Annotated in this window: 15 protein-coding genes; 4 read left to right on the top strand and 11 right to left on the bottom strand. The window is 73.1% G+C overall.

What is annotated here, in order from left to right; translation table 11 throughout:
* Positions 1–322: 322 nt before the first annotated feature.
* The 4 genes from ACZ7KF_RS29910 to ACZ7KF_RS29895 all read right to left on the bottom strand — a co-directional run bounded on the left by ACZ7KF_RS29910 (position 323) and on the right by ACZ7KF_RS29895 (position 3,483).
* Complete coding sequence (locus tag ACZ7KF_RS29910) at positions 323–1,363, bottom strand: C40 family peptidase (RefSeq protein WP_471081674.1); 1,041 nt, start codon at positions 1,361–1,363, stop codon at positions 323–325.
* Positions 1,364–1,475: 112 nt separating this feature from the next.
* Positions 1,476–1,790, bottom strand: a complete 315-nt coding sequence (locus ACZ7KF_RS29905) for a hypothetical protein (protein ID WP_471081671.1) — start codon at positions 1,788–1,790, stop codon at positions 1,476–1,478.
* A 4-nt stretch (positions 1,791–1,794) separates the two neighbouring features.
* Positions 1,795–2,451: a TetR/AcrR family transcriptional regulator gene (locus ACZ7KF_RS29900; protein ID WP_471081668.1), complete on the bottom strand. Its 657-nt coding sequence runs from the start codon at positions 2,449–2,451 to the stop codon at positions 1,795–1,797.
* 93 nt (positions 2,452–2,544) lie between these two features.
* Complete coding sequence (locus tag ACZ7KF_RS29895) at positions 2,545–3,483, bottom strand: AurF N-oxygenase family protein (RefSeq protein WP_471081665.1); 939 nt, start codon at positions 3,481–3,483, stop codon at positions 2,545–2,547.
* A gap of 122 nt (positions 3,484–3,605) precedes the next feature.
* Here ACZ7KF_RS29895 and ACZ7KF_RS29890 point away from each other — a divergent pair, with 122 nt between their 5' ends.
* Entirely contained in the window at positions 3,606–4,715 is a 1,110-nt protein-coding gene (locus ACZ7KF_RS29890; protein ID WP_471081663.1) for a ferritin-like domain-containing protein, read from the top strand.
* A 59-nt stretch (positions 4,716–4,774) separates the two neighbouring features.
* Positions 4,775–5,587: a hypothetical protein gene (locus ACZ7KF_RS29885; protein WP_471081851.1), complete on the top strand. Its 813-nt coding sequence runs from the start codon at positions 4,775–4,777 to the stop codon at positions 5,585–5,587.
* Between the two features lie 15 nt (positions 5,588–5,602).
* Here the strand turns inward: ACZ7KF_RS29885 and ACZ7KF_RS29880 are convergent, their stop codons facing one another.
* The 5 genes from ACZ7KF_RS29880 to ACZ7KF_RS29860 all read right to left on the bottom strand — a co-directional run bounded on the left by ACZ7KF_RS29880 (position 5,603) and on the right by ACZ7KF_RS29860 (position 11,476).
* Positions 5,603–7,099, bottom strand: coding sequence for a penicillin-binding transpeptidase domain-containing protein (locus ACZ7KF_RS29880; protein WP_471081660.1), 1,497 nt, complete (start codon positions 7,097–7,099; stop codon positions 5,603–5,605).
* Positions 7,096–8,457: an FtsW/RodA/SpoVE family cell cycle protein gene (locus ACZ7KF_RS29875; RefSeq protein ID WP_471081657.1), complete on the bottom strand. Its 1,362-nt coding sequence runs from the start codon at positions 8,455–8,457 to the stop codon at positions 7,096–7,098. Before ACZ7KF_RS29875 ends, ACZ7KF_RS29880 begins: the two co-directional genes overlap by 4 nt.
* A 409-nt stretch (positions 8,458–8,866) precedes the next feature.
* Positions 8,867–10,114 carry an ATP-binding protein gene (locus ACZ7KF_RS29870; RefSeq protein ID WP_471081654.1) on the bottom strand — a complete coding sequence of 416 codons (1,248 nt, stop codon included), beginning with the start codon at positions 10,112–10,114 and terminating at the stop codon, positions 8,867–8,869.
* Positions 10,111–10,845 carry a hypothetical protein gene (locus tag ACZ7KF_RS29865; protein WP_471081651.1) on the bottom strand — a complete coding sequence of 245 codons (735 nt, stop codon included), beginning with the start codon at positions 10,843–10,845 and terminating at the stop codon, positions 10,111–10,113. The genes ACZ7KF_RS29870 and ACZ7KF_RS29865 overlap by 4 nt, the downstream gene beginning before the upstream one ends.
* Positions 10,846–10,969: 124 nt before the next feature.
* Positions 10,970–11,476, bottom strand: a complete 507-nt coding sequence (locus ACZ7KF_RS29860; RefSeq protein ID WP_471081648.1) for a protein-tyrosine phosphatase family protein — start codon at positions 11,474–11,476, stop codon at positions 10,970–10,972.
* Positions 11,477–11,576: 100 nt separating this feature from the next.
* Here ACZ7KF_RS29860 and ACZ7KF_RS29855 point away from each other — a divergent pair, with 100 nt between their 5' ends.
* On the top strand, positions 11,577–12,380 hold the full coding sequence (locus ACZ7KF_RS29855; RefSeq protein WP_471081645.1) for an NERD domain-containing protein: 804 nt from the start codon (positions 11,577–11,579) through the stop codon (positions 12,378–12,380).
* Positions 12,381–12,484: 104 nt separating this feature from the next.
* Here ACZ7KF_RS29855 and ligD read toward each other — a convergent pair whose 3' ends face one another.
* Positions 12,485–13,372, bottom strand: a complete 888-nt coding sequence (gene ligD / locus ACZ7KF_RS29850; RefSeq protein WP_471081642.1) for a non-homologous end-joining DNA ligase — start codon at positions 13,370–13,372, stop codon at positions 12,485–12,487.
* A 53-nt stretch (positions 13,373–13,425) separates the two neighbouring features.
* On the opposite strand from ligD, the gene ku reads away from it, so the two are divergent.
* A complete protein-coding gene (ku, locus tag ACZ7KF_RS29845) occupies positions 13,426–14,496 on the top strand; it encodes a non-homologous end joining protein Ku (protein ID WP_471081639.1) in 1,071 nt (356 codons plus the stop codon).
* A 271-nt stretch (positions 14,497–14,767) separates the two neighbouring features.
* Here ku and ACZ7KF_RS29840 read toward each other — a convergent pair.
* Positions 14,768–15,479: MFS transporter (locus tag ACZ7KF_RS29840; RefSeq protein WP_471081636.1), on the bottom strand; the 712-nt coding region annotated here is incomplete at its 5' end.

The raw sequence follows: 15,479 nt of genomic DNA, 5'->3' as shown, positions 1-15,479 counted from the left end.
TTTTAGTGCCGTTCGCTCCCCTTTGAACGCGAGCGGTGCCTGGTCCATCACGGTCGGCAGCGCCGAGGGCACCATCACCGCTCAGCGGATCGGTGGGTCCGAGGGGACGTGCGGCACTGTCGAGGAGACGGAACAGCAGGACGTCAAGGCGCAGGACGAGCAGGGTTCTGGGAGGGGTTCGCCGACATGGAGGCGGACTGCAAGACGAACATGCCGCACCACGCCGGCGCCCCGGACCCGACATGGGGGCGGGGACACAGCGAGGGCTCGGACGCGGTGGCGAAGCGGTTCTGCAAGAGCTGGAAGCGGTCTCCGCGGGAAGCTAGCTCCGCCGGTCCGAATCGGGTCGTACGGCGCCCAGGATCGGGTAACTGGCCATCGGGGAGACCGTGACCTTCTCGCCCGGCCTCGGCGCCTGTACGACGTTCCCGCCCCCGACGTACATCGCCACGTGCGTCGCCTCGGGGAAGTACACCACCAGGTCGCCCGGGCGGAGCCGGTTCAGCGGGACCTTCGCCAGCCGCTCCCACTGCTCCTGGCTGGTGCGCGGGATCGGGGTCCCCGCGCGGGACCACGCCTGTGCGGTGAGGCCCGAGCAGTCGTAGGCGTCGGGGCCCTGCGCGCCCCACTGGTACGGCTTGCCGAGCTGGTCCATGGCGTAGCGGACCGCGCGGGTGGCCGCGGGGCCGGCCGGGCGGTCGGCGGGAAGGGAACCGGACGTGGCGAGGCGCTGCTGGGCCTCGCCGACGCCCTGCTGTTCCAGCCGGGACACGGCCGTGATCTGCTCCGGGGTGAGAGTGGCCAGCAGCCGTTCCACGTCGGCGAGTTGGGCCCGGACGTCGTCGCGCTGCCGCTTCTGCCGGCCGGCGAGGGTGAGCTGGGTGTCCAGGGCCTTGCGGGCCGCGCGGGCCAGTACGTCCTTGTGCTTCTCCGCGGAGGCGAGCCGGGAGACCGTACGGGCCTGTTCGCGCGCCAGCTCGCCGATGACGTGTCCCTCGTCCAGCGCGTGCTGCGGGTCGGGCGCGAGGAGGACGCGGGCGTACGGGCCGAGCCCGCCGCTGTTCTGGTACTGCTGCCGGGCCAGCTGGCCGGCATCGGTCCGGCCGGCCTGCAGGCTGAGCCGGGCGCGGGCCAGTTCACCGTCCAGGCGGGCCACTTCGGAGCGCTGCCGCTCCAGCTTCTCCGTGGTGGCGTTGTAGGTCTCGGTGGCCTGTTCGGTCTGCCGGTACCGCTGCTGGAGATCCGTCAGCAGCTCGGCCACGGACCGTTGCGGCTCCGGCGCGCCGACCGCGGACGCGGGTGTCAGGACGGCCTGGGCCGCCACCGTGGCCGTGCAGGCCAGACGCAGGATGGATCGTGACACGTCGTCACCTCCGGTACGGGAGAGGCGGACTCTCCGCCCTCCGTCGCACCGTGATAATCAGACATGTCGGAACGGAGTGGACAGCATGTGTGCGCCGTTCGGCGCACCGCGGTCACCCGTTCGCGTCGTCCGGCTTGCGGGACGGCGCGACGTCCGGCCGGATCCGGGGCCGGGACCAGGGCCACCGGAGCCCGCCGCCGGAGAGGTCGTCCGGGTCGTACCGGTACTTCCAGCCCTGGATCAGCCCCAGCCGCCTGCTGTGCCCCCGCGGCACGCGGCGGTAGACCAGCACGGTGGGCGGGCCGCCGTCCGGGTCCGGGACGGGGATGCGGTACGTCTTCGGGGGGTGGCCGGTGGGGCCGAGCAGGACGGGCAGCACACGCCCGTCCATGGGGCCGCCCTCGAAGGGGGTGTCCTGGCTCTTCACGGCTTCAGTCTCGGCCATCCCCGGCGAGCGCGCCGACCAGTGCGGCGGTCTGCGGGTCGCGGCCCGCGGTGACCGTGAGGACGGCCACGAACTGCTCGACCAGCCAGGCACGCAGCTCCTCGACCGGAGGCTGCTTCTCCTCGTCCAGCCAGATCAGGGACGCCGCCTCGACGGCCGTGATCCACATCCGGACGGTCATGCGCAGCCGGGGGCCGGGATCGGCGACGCCCAGATGCCGGTAGATGTGCTCGGCGGCGGACCGGCGCACCCCGTCGACGAGCGCGGTGGTGCGGGAGGTCTCCACCACGCTGCCCCCCTGGAGCAGCGCGCTGAAGCCGGTGTCGTGCTCGTCCACGAAGGCCAGGTAGCGCTCGAGGGCGCGGTCCAGGCGGGACAGCAGCGGGCCCTCGCGGGGCTCGTCGAAGCACTGCTGCAGCTCCTCGGCCGCCGATCGCAGCGCCGCCTCGTACAACTGCTGCTTGCCGCCCGGGAAGTACCGGTACACCAGTGGCCGCGAGACCCCGGCCGCCTCCGCCACGTCGTCCAGGGACACGTCCTCGGGGGCGCGGTGCGCGAAGAGCGACAGGGCGGCGTCGAGGAGCTGGCTTCGCCGCTCCTCGACGCTGAGCCGACGGTAGGCGGGGGTGGCCGACGGGGTCATGCCCGTCAGCCTAATCGCCGTGCGGGTCCCGGGGACCGGCGACCGCGGGTCCGTCGTGGCTGGTCGCGCAGTTCCCCGCGCCCCGGCCGCCGCCTATGCCAGCAGCCCCGAGGCCCGCCACAGCCGTCGGCCGACGCCGCGCAGCACCCCGATGTCGTCCAGGAAGTCGGTGAGCCGCTTCGCGCCCGTCTGCATGACCTCCCGGCGGTGTCCGCTCGCCTTCACCTGCGCCATCGCCTCCCGCTTGTCCAGGCCCACGTTGGTGTAGACGTCGGGGTTGACGAAGGCGACGGCGAACACGCGGGCGAACTCGCCCGAGGTGACCCGGGTGAACTCCTGGGACCACTTCGGCGCGGTCACCATCTGGCGCCGCAGCTCCTCACGGGCGTACCGGACGTGCCGGGCCTCCTCCACCACGTGGATCCGCGTGACGCCCCGGATCAGCGGCTGCACCCGCTCGTCCGGGAACGTCAGCCGCTGCATCCAGTCCAGGACCTCCTCGCCGAGCAGCGTGGCGGTGAAGGAGCCGGGGGTCGTGGAGATCGTCTTGAACAGCCGGCCCAGGTTCTGGTGGACGCGGCTCACCGGGTACCAGGGGGTGCCGCCGTGCGAGATCAGCCGCGCGAACATCTTCGAGTGCCGGCACTCGTCCTCGATCTCGGTGAGGGCGTACCGCACGTGCGCGCTCGTCGCCGCCTTGTCGTAGATGTGCCGGACGAGCAGCTGCATCAGGATGATCTCGAACCAGATGCCGAGCGAGGCCAGCGCGGCGGCCTCGTGCTGGGAGAGCAGGATGCGCTGTTCCTCGCTCATCCGCTTCCACATCGGGGTGTCGTACAGCGAGACCAGCTCCGGCGGCCAGAACCACTTGCCTTCCTCGAAGGGCGCGTCCCAGTCCAGCTCCTTGTCGGGGTCGAAGGAGTGCTTGGCGGAAGAGACGAGCAGCCGTTCGGCCACTTGTTCCCGGTCCTTGAGCAGGCCGAGCGCGTCGCGCAGCCCGTCCAGCGCGTCCGCTTCCGTCAGGGTCGTCATGGCTCCCTCACCTCGTTACCCGGGGGTAGTCGTCCTCCCCTTATGAGACTGCTTGTCAGCAAGGCCGTCAATCCCCTGCGCACGACTTGTTGACTCGGCGTCTACGTGTGAGCCTGCGGGGTATGCCGACCCACGACCTGTACGCCAACGCCCCGGGTGACCCCCACTGGCAGGTCCCCGCCGCCGGAGCGGCCCGCTTCAGCTGGGAGTACGACGACGGCCGCGACCGCCTGCTGGCCCTGTACCAGAAGGGCAAGGACAAGCAGTGGGACGGGCGGACGCGCATCGACTGGGACCTGGAGGTCGATCCGTACGACGCGCTCGGCACGCCCGACGAGGCGATGTCCCTGTACGGCACCCGGTACTGGGCCAAGCTCTCCGACAAGGACAAGGGCGAGCTGCGCCGGCACTACGCCTCCTGGCAGTTCAGCCAGTTCCTGCACGGTGAGCAGGGCGCGATGATCTGCGCGGCGCGGATCGTGGAATCGGTCCCCGACCTGGACGCCAAGTTCTACTCCGCGACCCAGACCATGGACGAGGCCCGGCACGCCGAGATCTACGGCCGGTTCCTGCACGAGAAGATCGGGCTCGTCTACCCGATCAACGACAACCTCCAGTCGCTGCTCGGCGACACCCTGCGCGACAGCCGCTGGGACATGCCCTACCTCGGCATGCAGGTCCTCATCGAGGGCCTCGCGCTGGCCGCCTTCGGCATGATCCGGGACACCACGGACAAGCCGCTGCCCAAGCAGATCCTGACGTACGTCATGCAGGACGAGGCCCGGCACGTGGCCTTCGGGCGGATGGCGCTGCGCGACTACTACCGGCAGCTCACCGACGCCGAACTGCGCGAACGCGAGGAGTTCGTCATCGAGGGCTGCTATCTGATGCGCGACCGGCTGCGCGGGGTGGAGGTGCTGGAGAACTTCGGCATTCCCAAGGCCGAGGCGGAGGCGCTGAGCGAGCGGTCCGAGTTCCTGGAACTGTTCCGGAAGCTGCTGTTCAGCCGGATCGTCCCGTGCGTCAAGGACATCGGCCTGTGGGGCAAGCGGCTCCAGCAGGCCTACGTCGACCTGGGCGTGTTCGAGCTGGGGGACGCCAACCTGGACCTGCTGATGGCCCAGGACGAGGAACTGGCCGAGCAGTTGGACGCCGAGCGCTTCGCCGCCGAGGAGCGGGAACGGGTGGCCGAGGTGGAGGAGGCCGTCGAGGCCGGGGCGGCCGAGGACTGACCGGCCCGGGGTGCGGTGCCGGTCCGCGCACCCGGGTGCAGTAGCGTGCTGGCGTGTCCATGCCTCCGCCGCAGTACCCGAACCAGCCGCAGCCGCCGTACGGCCAGCCCCCGTACGGCGGTCAGCCCCCGTACGGCGGGCAGCCGCAGGCCCCGGGGCCGTACGGCTCGCCCTACCCGCAGCAGCAGCCGTACCCGCCGCAGCCGTACCCCGGGTGGGGCGCGCCCCCCATGGCGCCGCCGCCGAAGAAGCGGCGGGTCGGGCTGGTGCTCGGGATCGTGGGCGGTGTCGTCGCGGCCGTCGTCGCGCTGCTCATCGTGATCGGCATGGTGGCCGAGAGCGGCTTCCCCGAGGCGAAGAACAAGCTGGTCCTGCCCCGGACGCTGTTGGACGGGAAGTACCAGCTCGCCGAGGACCTCTCCGGCACCGAGGGCAAGAAGGTCGAGGACGAGGCCGACGGCGCCTGGGACGCCAAGGACATCCACGCCGCCGTCGGCCGCTACAGCCCGGGCGGCGACGACTCCCGGGGCATGCTGCTCGTCTCGGGCATGTACGGCCGGTTCAAGAACGAGGCGACGGTCCGCCGCAACATGCTCAAGGGCGCCGCGGAGGCCGACAGCGTGACGGTCGAGGAGTCCGCGCGGGACGTCACCCCGTCCGGTGCGGACACCACCGTCAGCTGCCAGGTGCTCACCCAGAAGAGCGCCGTGCTGACGATGACGTACCCGGTCTGCGCCTGGGCGGACGGCAACACGGCCGCCGTCGTCGGCGAGGTCAGCCTGGCGAAGAAGGACCCCGCCGACGTGGATCTGGACGCCGCCGCCCGGAACACCCTCCGAGTCCGCTCCGAGATGCTCGAGCCGATCGGCTGACCGCCGCCGCCCGTCTCACCGGCCGAGGACCGCCCGCATCACCTCCTTCGCGATCGGTGCCGCGTCCCCGCCGCCGCTGATCTCGCCGCGGTCCGCCGAGGCGTCCTCCACCACCACCGCGACCGCCACCTGCGGCTCGGGCGCGTCCTCGGACTGGGCCCAGGAGACGAACCAGGCGTACGGCACCCCGGAGTTGCCGACCCCGTGCTGGGCGGTCCCGGTCTTGCCGCCCACCAGCGCGCCCGGGATGGCCGCGTTGGTGCCGGTGCCGTCCCGGACCACGCCGGCCATCAGCTCCATCAGCCGGCTCGCGGTGGACGGCCGCATCACCTGCCGTCCCGGCCGGGCTCCGCTGCCGGCGACCGTCTCCCCGCCGTGCCGCGTGGTCCGCTCCACCAGGTACGGCGGCCGCAGCCGGCCGCCGTCCGCGACCGCCGCCGCGACCATCGCCATCTGCAGCGGCGTGGCCCGCGTGTTGTACTGCCCGATCGAGGACAGCGCCAGCTGCGCCCGGTCCACGTGTGTGTCGAAGGTGCTGGTCGCCGCGGAGTAGGGGATGCGCAGGCCGGTGTCGTTGAACCCGAACGCCTGGGCCGTGGCCGCCATGTCCCGCGCCCCCACGTCCACGCCCAGCTTGGCGAAGACCGTGTTGCAGGACCACTCGAAGGCGTCCCGCACCGAGGCGTCCGCACAGCCGTCGCCCTCGTTGGTCAGCCGGGTGGTGGTGCCGGGCAGCCGGTAGGGGTCCGGGGAGTCGGTCCGCTCGTCCAGGTCCGTGACCACGCCCGCCTCCAGCGCCGCCGCCGCGGTGACCACCTTGAACGTCGACCCCGGCGGATAGGTCTGCCGTACCGCCCGGTTGAGCATCGGCTTCTCCGGGTCGTGGTTGAGCCGGGCCCACGCCGACGCCACCGCCTCGTTGTTGCCGGACAGCTCCGCGGGGTCGTACGACGGGCTGGTCACCAGCGCCAGGATCCGGCCGGTGGCCGGCTCGACCGCGGCCACCGCGCCCTTGCGTCCGGCCAGCCCCCGGTACGCGGCCTCCTGCGCCTGCCGGTTCAGGGTCGTGACGACGTCCCCGCCGCGGACCGCCCCCCGCGTCACGTCGTTCCACACCGGCAGCGGAGCGAGCATCGGATCGGTGCCGGAGAGCACCCCGTCCTCGGCGTGCTCCAGGAACGTGGTGCCGTACGTCTGCGAGGCGAAACCGGTGACCGGCGCGTACAACGGACCGTCGAGATAGGACCGTTCGTAGCGCAGCTGCTCGCCGGTGTCCACGGAACCGGTGACCGGTGTGTCGCCCACCAGGATGTCGCCGCGCGGCTGCTGGTAACGGGCGATCGTGGCACGGCGGTTGGCCGGGTTGGCGTCGTACGCGTGGGACTGCACGACCTGCACCCGGGTGGCGTTGACCAGCAGGGCCGCCAGCAGCAGGGCGCAGAACGCGCAGGCGTGCCGGATGTACCGGGTCATCGGCTGCCCGCCCTCGGGAAACCGGCCGTACTCGCTCATGACGCCTCCCGGCCGTCGTACTGGCTGCGCGCCGAGTCGCTCACCCGGACCAGCAGCGCCACGATCGCCCAGTTGGTGACCACCGAGGAGCCGCCCTGGGCGAGGAACGGCATCGCCATGCCGGTGAGCGGGATCAGCCCGGTGACCCCGCCCGCGATCACGAACACCTGCAGTGCCACGATCGAGGCGAGCCCGACCGCGAGGAGCCGGCCGAACGGCTCGCGCAGCGCGAGGCCCGCCCGGTAGCCGCGCTCCACGAGCAGCGCGTACAGCAGCACGATCGCCGCCAGGCCCGCGAGGCCCAGCTCCTCCCCGGCCGTGGCCAGGATGAAGTCCGACTTGGTGGCGAAGCCGATCAGGATGGAGTGGCCGAGCCCGAGCCCGGTGCCGAGGACCCCGCCGGCGGCGAAGGCGAACAGGGACTGGGAGAGCTGGTTGGGGCCCTGCCCGGCCTCGATGGTGGCGAACGGGTGCAGCCAGTCCTCGATCCGCCCGTTGACATGCGGCTCGAACCGCCCGACGGCGAAGGCACCGACCACGGCGAGCAGCAGCCCGACCGCGATCCAGCCGGTGCGCCCGGTGGCCACGTACAGCAGCACCACGAACAGCCCGAAGAACAGCAGCGAGGTCCCGAGGTCCCGCTCCAGCACCAGCACGCCCACGCTGACCAGCCAGATCGTCAGGATCGGCCCGAGCACCCGCCCGGTGGGGAACTGGAGCCGCCACAGGCGGCGCCCGGTGTACGCGAGCGCGCTGCGGTTGGCGGCCAGGTAGGCGGCGAAGAACACCGCGAGCAGCACCTTGGCGAACTCGCCCGGCTGGATGGAGAACCCGGCGATCCGGATCCAGATCCGGGCGCCGTTGACCGCGGGGAACAGGATCGGCAGCGCCAGCAGGACGAGGGCGGCCACCACGCAGACGTACGCGTACCGCTGGAGCACCCGGTGGTCACGCAGCACCAGGACGACGCCGATGAACAGGCCCACCCCGAGGGTGGACCACACCAGCTGGGCGGGGGCCGCCTGGTCGTTCGGCGTCTCCAGGTCCAGCCGGTAGATCAGGACCAGGCCGAGCCCGTTGAGCAGGACGCCGATGGGCAGCGGCAGCGGATCGGCGTACGGCGCCCGGATCCGGACCGCGACATGGGCGAACAGGGCGAGGACGGCAAGGCCGGCGCCGTAACCGGCGGCTCCGGGCGGCACGGTTCCGGCCCGGGCCAGTCCCACCGCGCAGTAGCCGTACACGGACAGCAGCACGGCCAGTACGAGCAGGGCGAGTTCGACGCCCCGGCGCCGGGGGAGGCGTCCGGCACGTGCGGGTGCGCGCGCCGCCGCCATGGTGGTTCCGGCCTTCGTCATGCCCGGAACCTACCTAAACCGGACAGTCCGGCCGGGCAGGCGCCCCGGGCGCGAGGCACCCACGGGGCACCGGGCGGTGGCGACGCCACGGTTCCTCGACCCGGACGCGCGCGGCCTCGGGACGCGGACGCGCTCAGCCCCGCGCGGCGGAGTGTCCGGGGTCCACTCGGGGGTCCGGGCCTCCCGTGCGGGGGAGCGACCGGGATTCCCCGCGGTCCCATGCTTCCCGTGCTTCCCGTGCTTCTCGTGCTTCTCGTGCTTCTCGTGCTTCTCGTGCTTCTCGCGGTTCCCGTGGTCCTCGCGATCCTCGCGCTCCTCGCGCTCCTCGCGCGGACTGGAGCGTCCGGGGGGCACCCGCGGTCGGGCCTCCCTACGGCAGGGGTGCCCCGGGTGCACCCCGGGCCGGGCCCTACTGCTCGGTCACGGGCAGCGTCAGTGTCGCCACCGCGCCGCCGTCCACCGCGTTGGCGAACGACAGCCGTGCCCCCAGAACCTCCGCCTGCCCCAGCGCGATGGTCAGCCCGAGCCCGTGCCCCTTGGCCCCGCCCTCGGTACGGAACCGCTGCGGCCCGTGTGCCACCAGATACCCCGGATAGCCGCCCCCGTGGTCCCGCACGGTCACCACCGGCCCGTCCACGGTCAGCACCACGGGAGGCGCCCCGTGCTTGTGCGCGTTGGCCACCAGATTGCCCAGCACCCGCTCCAGCCGCCGCCGGTCGGTCTCCACCCGGACGTCCCGCGGGACACGCACCTCCGTGTCCGTGCCCGAGCCCCGCACCACCCGCGCGGCCAGCGCCCCCAGCTCCTCGGTGTCGACCTCCAGCTTCTCCCGCCCGGTGTCCAGCCGGGAGATCTCCAGCAGGTCCTCGGTGAGCGTGCGCAGGGCCGCCACCCGGTCCCGCACCAGCTCCGTCGGCCGGCCCGGCGGCAGCAGCTCGGCCGCCGCGTGCAGTCCGGTGAGCGGGGTGCGCAGCTCGTGTGCCACGTCCGCGGTGAACCGCTGCTCGCTCAGCAGCTTGCTCTGCAGCGAGGAGGCCATCGAGTCCAGGGCGGCGGCCACCACCGCGACCTCGTCCTGCGGGCGGCTCGGATCCTTCGTGCGGGGGTCGTTCACGCGGGCGTCCAGGTCGCCGGCGCTGATCCGCCGGGCCACCCGCGCGGTGCCGTGCAGCCGCCGGGTCACCCGGGTCACCGCGAAGACGCCGACCAGCACGGTCGCCCCGATCGCCAGCGCCGACGACCACAGGATCGACTGGTCGAGCCCGGCGATGGTGCGGGACTGCTGCGAGTAGTCGACCTCGACGGCGAGCGCCCGGTGCCCGGCCACCGGTCCCGCCGCCCACATGGTCGGGCGTCCCCGGTAGGTGGCGACCATCGTGCCGCGCCGCCCGGACGCCGCCAGCGTCCGCAGCGGCACGGGCAGCCCCGCGGGGTCCACCCCGGCGCCCGGCAGCAGCGTGTCCCCGGCCTCGTACGCCTGGGTGGCGTCCGCGAGCCGGGACAGTGCCAGGTCACGGGCCTGGCCGACGGTCTGGTTGGTCACCGAGACATGCACCAGGACGCCGAGCAGCGCGGCCAACGCGCAGCACATCACGAGGATGAAGGCGGCGGCCTTCACGGCCAGGGCCCCGGCCCAGTGCGGCAGCGCGAGCCTCATCGCGCGCTCTCGCCGGGCGAGGGCGTGGGCGACGGGGACGGCGTCTTGCCGTGCCGGCCGTCGCCCACGTGCAGGTACTCGTCGCGGGAGAACACCATCGCGCGCTGGCCCGGGTCCCACACCCAGGTGGTGCGGTACTCGTAGCCGGAGATGTCGGCGGGCGAGCGCTCGATCAGCGCCCGGCCGGCCAGCTCCACCCCGATGATCGCGTCGTTGTCGGCCAGTACCTGCACCAGTCTGTGCCCCTCGACGGTGTAGACCCGCACCGCCGTCTGGTTGGTCGGGTACAGCCGGAAGCCCAGCGTCAGATCCGCCCGGCCGTCCCCGGTGAGGTCCCGGTAGTACGGCTTCAGCAGCGGACAGCGGGCCCGGTCCCCGCCCGGCCGGCACTCCTTCATCCGGTCCACGGTCGCGTGGTACGCCCCCTTGGACCCGTAGTCGTCGGGGTGCGCCTTCAGCTCCGCCTCGACGACGTCCACCGGATCGACCTTCCGGAGGTCGTCGCCGGGGACGGTGACGCCCTTGACGGTCTCCCGGGTCGACACGTCGTACGGGTAGGCCGGGCTGGACGCCGGTCTGAGGTCCGGCCAGAGCTTGGCGGGGCTGGCGGCGGTCGGGGTCGGCCCGGCGCCGCGCAGCTCGCCGGTGTCTCCGCAGGCCGCCGCCGTCGCCGACAGCAGGGCGACGGCGGCCGCGGCGAGGGCGGTGCGCGCGGGACGACGGGCTGGCACGGTGCTCCTGGGGGTTCGGGTCGGTGGGGCCCCGTACACCTTAATCGGTGATTTCGTAGGGAAGTGTTATTAGTTCTTGGCGTAAGTCCGATTTGCGCACCGGGTTCGGGTGCTCGGAACGAGGCTACTCGGCCAGCTCCTCCAGTAGGCGCACGGTGACCAGGCCCGCCCGCAGGTACTCCACGAACAGCTGGTTGTGCAGCGCCCACGCCGACCGCCGGGCCCGGATCAGCTGGATCGCCTGGTCGGCCGAGTCGCCCCGCTGGACCAGGGCGTGCGCGATGACCAGGCCGGACCGGTTGTACCCGTGGTAGCAGCGCACCAGCACCCGGCGGCCGGCGTCCAGCGCCTCGTTCACCGCCCGTGCCAGCCGGATCACCCCCGCGAGCTGCGTCCCGTCCAGCGGGCCGTCCGGGATCGGCCAGACGTGGTGTTCCACCCCCGGATCGGGCCCGTACCCCGGCAGCCGCAGCAGGGACTGCACCACGTCGAACTCGTCGCGCACGACGGCGAACTCCAGCCCTCCGGAGCGGCCCCGGAACTCGTGCCCGCCCATCCACAGGCCGGGCACGATCTCGTTCCACGGGCTCTCCGGAGCCGGTATGTCGGGCTGCTTTCCGCGGGTCCGCAACGGCGCCTCCCCAACTCCCCCCGACCGGGCCGTCATCCACGGTAACCGGTCTTGCCCCGGGAGCACCCCGCCTGTTCCCATGGTCGAGGGGTGATGGCGCATGAGCGGACTGCGCGTGGTGCCGGCCTTCCGGCACGGCCGGGAGCGGCTGTACGTCTGCCGCGAGGACGGCAGCAACGCCGCCTGGTACGACCGTGAGACAAGCCGGGTCAACCTGCTCGGCGAGGACGACAGGGACGATGTGCTGCACGCCCTGAAACCCTTCCTCACCGGCCCCGTGACCGTGGGCCCGCCACCGGTCCCGACCCCCGCGGAGCTGGCCCGGCTGACCCTGCACCCGGACGACGACCTGGCCCCCAACCGGCCCGGCGAGGCCCTGCTCGTCGCCCTCGACCGCGACCCGGGCCCGGCCCACCGGCTGCGCCCCGACCCGCGCCGGCGCGCCCTGACCGCCGAGCAGACCGCCGGCGGGACGCTGGACGGGCTGGAGGGCGCCGGCTGGCACACCCTGCACTCCGTCCCGCTGCCCGGCGGCGACCGCATCCACCACCTCGTGATCGGCCCCGGCGGCCTGTTCACCGTCCACGCCCTGTACGCCCGCAGGACCCGGGTCCTGATCGCCGACCCGATGGTCACCCTGGGCCGCCACGAGGCCGAGCCGCTGCTGCGCCGGCTGCGCGCGGACGCCGACCGGGCCTCCTACGCCCTGACCGCCGAGGTCCGCCCGCTGCTGGCCCTGGTGGGCCCGGCCGAGGTGACCGTCACGGCGCAGCCCCGGAGGGTGCGGATCCTGCGCGACACCGAGCTGGCGGACCTGGCCCGGCTGGGCGGGGTGCTCAAGCCGGCGGACGTGGAGGCGCTGCACGGGATGGCGCGGGACCGGAACACCTGGGGGAGGGTCTAGCGCCGGGGAGCGGCATTCCGCGAGGGGCCCGGGTCGCGGCGGCGGAGCGGCGTTCCGAGGGGGCCCGGGTCACGGCAGCGGAGTGGCATTCCGAAGGGTCCGGGTCACGGCAGCGGAGCGGCCGACCCCGGATCCAGCAGCGGGGCCAGCAGGTCCCCGTGGTCCTGCAGACGCGGCGCCACGTCCTCGGCCCGGAACCCCAGCTGCTCCGGGTTCCGGCAGTCGGCGACCTCGTCCCAGGTCACCGGAGTGGACACCAGCGGGATGCGGCGGGCGCGCAGGGTGTACGGGGCGGCCGTGGTCTTGCGCCCCGCGTTCTGGCTCCAGTCGACGAACACCTTGCCCGGCCGGAGGCTCTTCGTCATCCGGTGCACCACCAGCCGGGGCATCGCCCGCTCGGCCTCCACCGCCAGCGCCTTCGCGTACTCGGACGTCTGCTCGGGGGAACTCCCGCGCACCGCCGCCAGCAGGTGAAGCCCCTTCGACCCGGCGGTCTTCGGGTAGGCGTCGATCCCGTCCGCCGCGAGCCGCTCGCGCAGCCACAGGGCGACCTCGCAGCAGTGCACGACGTTCGCGGGCGGCCCCGGATCGAGATCGAGGACCAGCCGGTCCGCCTCCTCGGGGCTGCGCACCAGCCACTGGTGCGTATGGAACTCGGTGACCAGGTTCGCCGCCCAGACCAGGCTCGGCAGATCCTGCACCACCACCATCCGGGCCGGGCTGTCCGCCGAGGACCGCGGCACCTCGGAGGTCGTGACCCACTCGGGCGTACCCGGCGGCACGTTCTTGGTGAAGAACAGCTGACCGTCCGGGCCGTCCGGATAGCGCAGGAAGGACACCGCCCGGTCGCGCAGGTGCGGCAGCAGGGCCGCGGCGGTGGTCGCGTAGTAGTGCAGCAGCTCCCCTTTGGTGAAGCCGGCCTCCGGATACAGCACCTTCTCCAGGTTGCTGAGCGCGACCCGGCGCCCCTCCACCTCTGTGATAGGCGTCATAGGATGACAATCCCAGACGAACCGGAGAAATCGGGAAAGGAAGGGTGCGGCACGTGCGATCGATATGGAACGGCGCCATCTCCTTCGGCCTCGTCAGCATCCCGATCAAGCTCGTGAACGCGACCGAGAGCCACTCGATCGCCTTCCGGCAGATCCACACCGAGGACAACGGCCGCATCCGCTACCGCAAGGTGTGCGAACTGGAGGACCGGGAGGTCACCCAGGGCGAGATCGGCAAGGGGTACGAGGACGCCGACGGCACGATCATCCCGATCACCGACGAGGACCTTTCCCACCTGCCCCTTCCCACCGCCCGCACCATCGAGATCGTGGCCTTCGTGCCGGCCGACCGGATCGACCCGCTCCAGATGGGCGCGGCCTACTACCTCGCGGCCGGCGGTGTCCCCGCCGCCAAGCCGTACACCCTGCTGCGCGAGGCCCTCAAGCGCAGCAACAAGGTCGCCATCGCCAAGTACGCGCTGCGCGGCCGGGAGCGCCTCGGCATGCTGCGGGTCGTCGGCGAGGCCATCGCCATGCACGGCCTGCTGTGGCCCGACGAGGTCCGCGCCCCCGAAGGTCTCGCCCCCGACACCGACGTCACCATCCGCGACAAGGAACTCGACCTCGCAGACGCCCTGATGGACACCCTCGGCGAGGTGGACCTGGAGGACCTGCACGACGAGTACCGGGAGGCGCTGGAGGAGGTCATCGCGGCGAAGACCTCCGGCGAGGCCCCGCCCGAGTCCCCGGCCCCCGCCGCCGGCGGCAAGGTGCTGGACCTGATGGCCGCGCTGGAGAGCAGCGTGCGGGCGGCGCGGGAGTCGCGCGGGCAGTCGCGCGAGGCGGCGCCCGCCGAGGGAGAGGCGGAGGCGGAGGTCAGACCGCTGCCACGCCGGCAGGCCGCGCCGAAGCAGGCGGGAGGCAAGAAGTCGACGTCCACGACGAAGAAGACCGCTGCCGCGAAGAAGACGACCGCCGCGAGGAAGTCGACGTCCAAGGCCACGGAGGGAACGAAGACCGCGGCGGCGAAGAGCACGGCGAAGACCACGGCGAAGAGCACGGCGAAGAGTACGGCGAAGAAGACGGCGGCGAAGAAGACGGCGTCGCGCAAGCGGTCGGCCTGAGGTGGTGCGGCGTGGCCGAGGGCGGTGAGCGGTGAGCCGCGTGGCCCGTGAGCCGCGTGGGCTGCGTGGGCCGTGAGCGGTGAGCCGCGTGGGCCGTGGGCCGTGGGCCGTGTGGCCCGTGGGTCCGTGAGCCGCGTGGGCCGTGGGCCGTGGGCCATGAGCCGTGGGCCGCACGCCGCAGGAGTGACGCCTCCGCCGCTGTGGGTGGCCGGCCCCCGTCGGAGTGGTGGCCGGCCACCCGGCCCCACCCCGGGCGCGGCGCGCCGGGTGGTCAGCCGAGAGGCTCCTCCGGGTCCCGGCGTCCCAGCAGCACCAGGCCGCCCCCGGCCGCGGCCAACGCCGCCAAGGTCGTGCCGAAGGCCGTCGCCCCCGCCGTCAGCCCCACCGCGTCGCTCACGTAGCCCGCGGTGACGGGGAGCAGACCGGCGGGAAGGTAGCCGCCGACGTTGAGGGCCGCGTTGGCCTCGGCGAGCCGGCTCCCCGGCACGGTCGAGTTCAGCAACGAGAGGCCACCCAGCTGGCCCATGCCCTGACCGGCCCCGGAGAGCAGCGCGGCGGCGGTGAGGGCCGGCACCGACGCGGTGTGCACGGCGGTGACGAGGACGAGCATGCCGAGGGTGGTGGCGGCGGCGCCGGTGACCAGGACCGTGCGGCGACGCAGCCGGCGTACCGCGAACTGCACGCCCGTCGCGCCGAGGAACATCGCGAACGCCAGCGCCCCGGAGACGATCCGGCTGTCGGTGCCCAGCAGGCCCGACAGCAGTGAGGGGCCGAGCGACAGTACGAAGGACGTGGCGGTGATGCCGGGTGCGAACACCGCGATGCCCAGGGCGAGCTGCCGACGGGCACCGCGCGGCACACCCGGCACCCGCACCCAGGCCCGGGCCCCGGGGGGGGGGGGGGGGCTTGTGTGGTGGGGGGGGGGGGGTTGGGGGGGGGAGGTAGGGGGGGTGCGTGCGTGGGAGGAGGGCGGAGGACGGTAG

The sequence above is a fragment of the Streptomyces sp. NPDC038200 genome (assembly GCF_055600785.1).
This window is presented reverse-complemented; position numbering and strand designations above follow the sequence as displayed.

Excerpts from the sequence above, each read along its gene's own strand:
- ACZ7KF_RS29900 (WP_471081668.1), bottom strand. The coding sequence starts at position 2,451 with ATGACCCCGTCGGCCACCCCCGCCTACCGTCGGCTCAGCGTCGAGGAG.
- ACZ7KF_RS29895 (WP_471081665.1), bottom strand. The coding sequence starts at position 3,483 with ATGACGACCCTGACGGAAGCGGACGCGCTGGACGGGCTGCGCGACGCG.
- ACZ7KF_RS29890 (WP_471081663.1), top strand. The coding sequence starts at position 3,606 with ATGCCGACCCACGACCTGTACGCCAACGCCCCGGGTGACCCCCACTGG.
- ACZ7KF_RS29885 (WP_471081851.1), top strand. The coding sequence starts at position 4,775 with ATGCCTCCGCCGCAGTACCCGAACCAGCCGCAGCCGCCGTACGGCCAG.
- ACZ7KF_RS29880 (WP_471081660.1), bottom strand. The coding sequence starts at position 7,099 with ATGAGCGAGTACGGCCGGTTTCCCGAGGGCGGGCAGCCGATGACCCGG.
- ACZ7KF_RS29875 (WP_471081657.1), bottom strand. The coding sequence starts at position 8,457 with ATGACGAAGGCCGGAACCACCATGGCGGCGGCGCGCGCACCCGCACGT.
- ACZ7KF_RS29870 (WP_471081654.1), bottom strand. The coding sequence starts at position 10,114 with ATGAGGCTCGCGCTGCCGCACTGGGCCGGGGCCCTGGCCGTGAAGGCC.
- ACZ7KF_RS29855 (WP_471081645.1), top strand. The coding sequence starts at position 11,577 with ATGAGCGGACTGCGCGTGGTGCCGGCCTTCCGGCACGGCCGGGAGCGG.
- ligD (WP_471081642.1), bottom strand. The coding sequence starts at position 13,372 with ATGACGCCTATCACAGAGGTGGAGGGGCGCCGGGTCGCGCTCAGCAAC.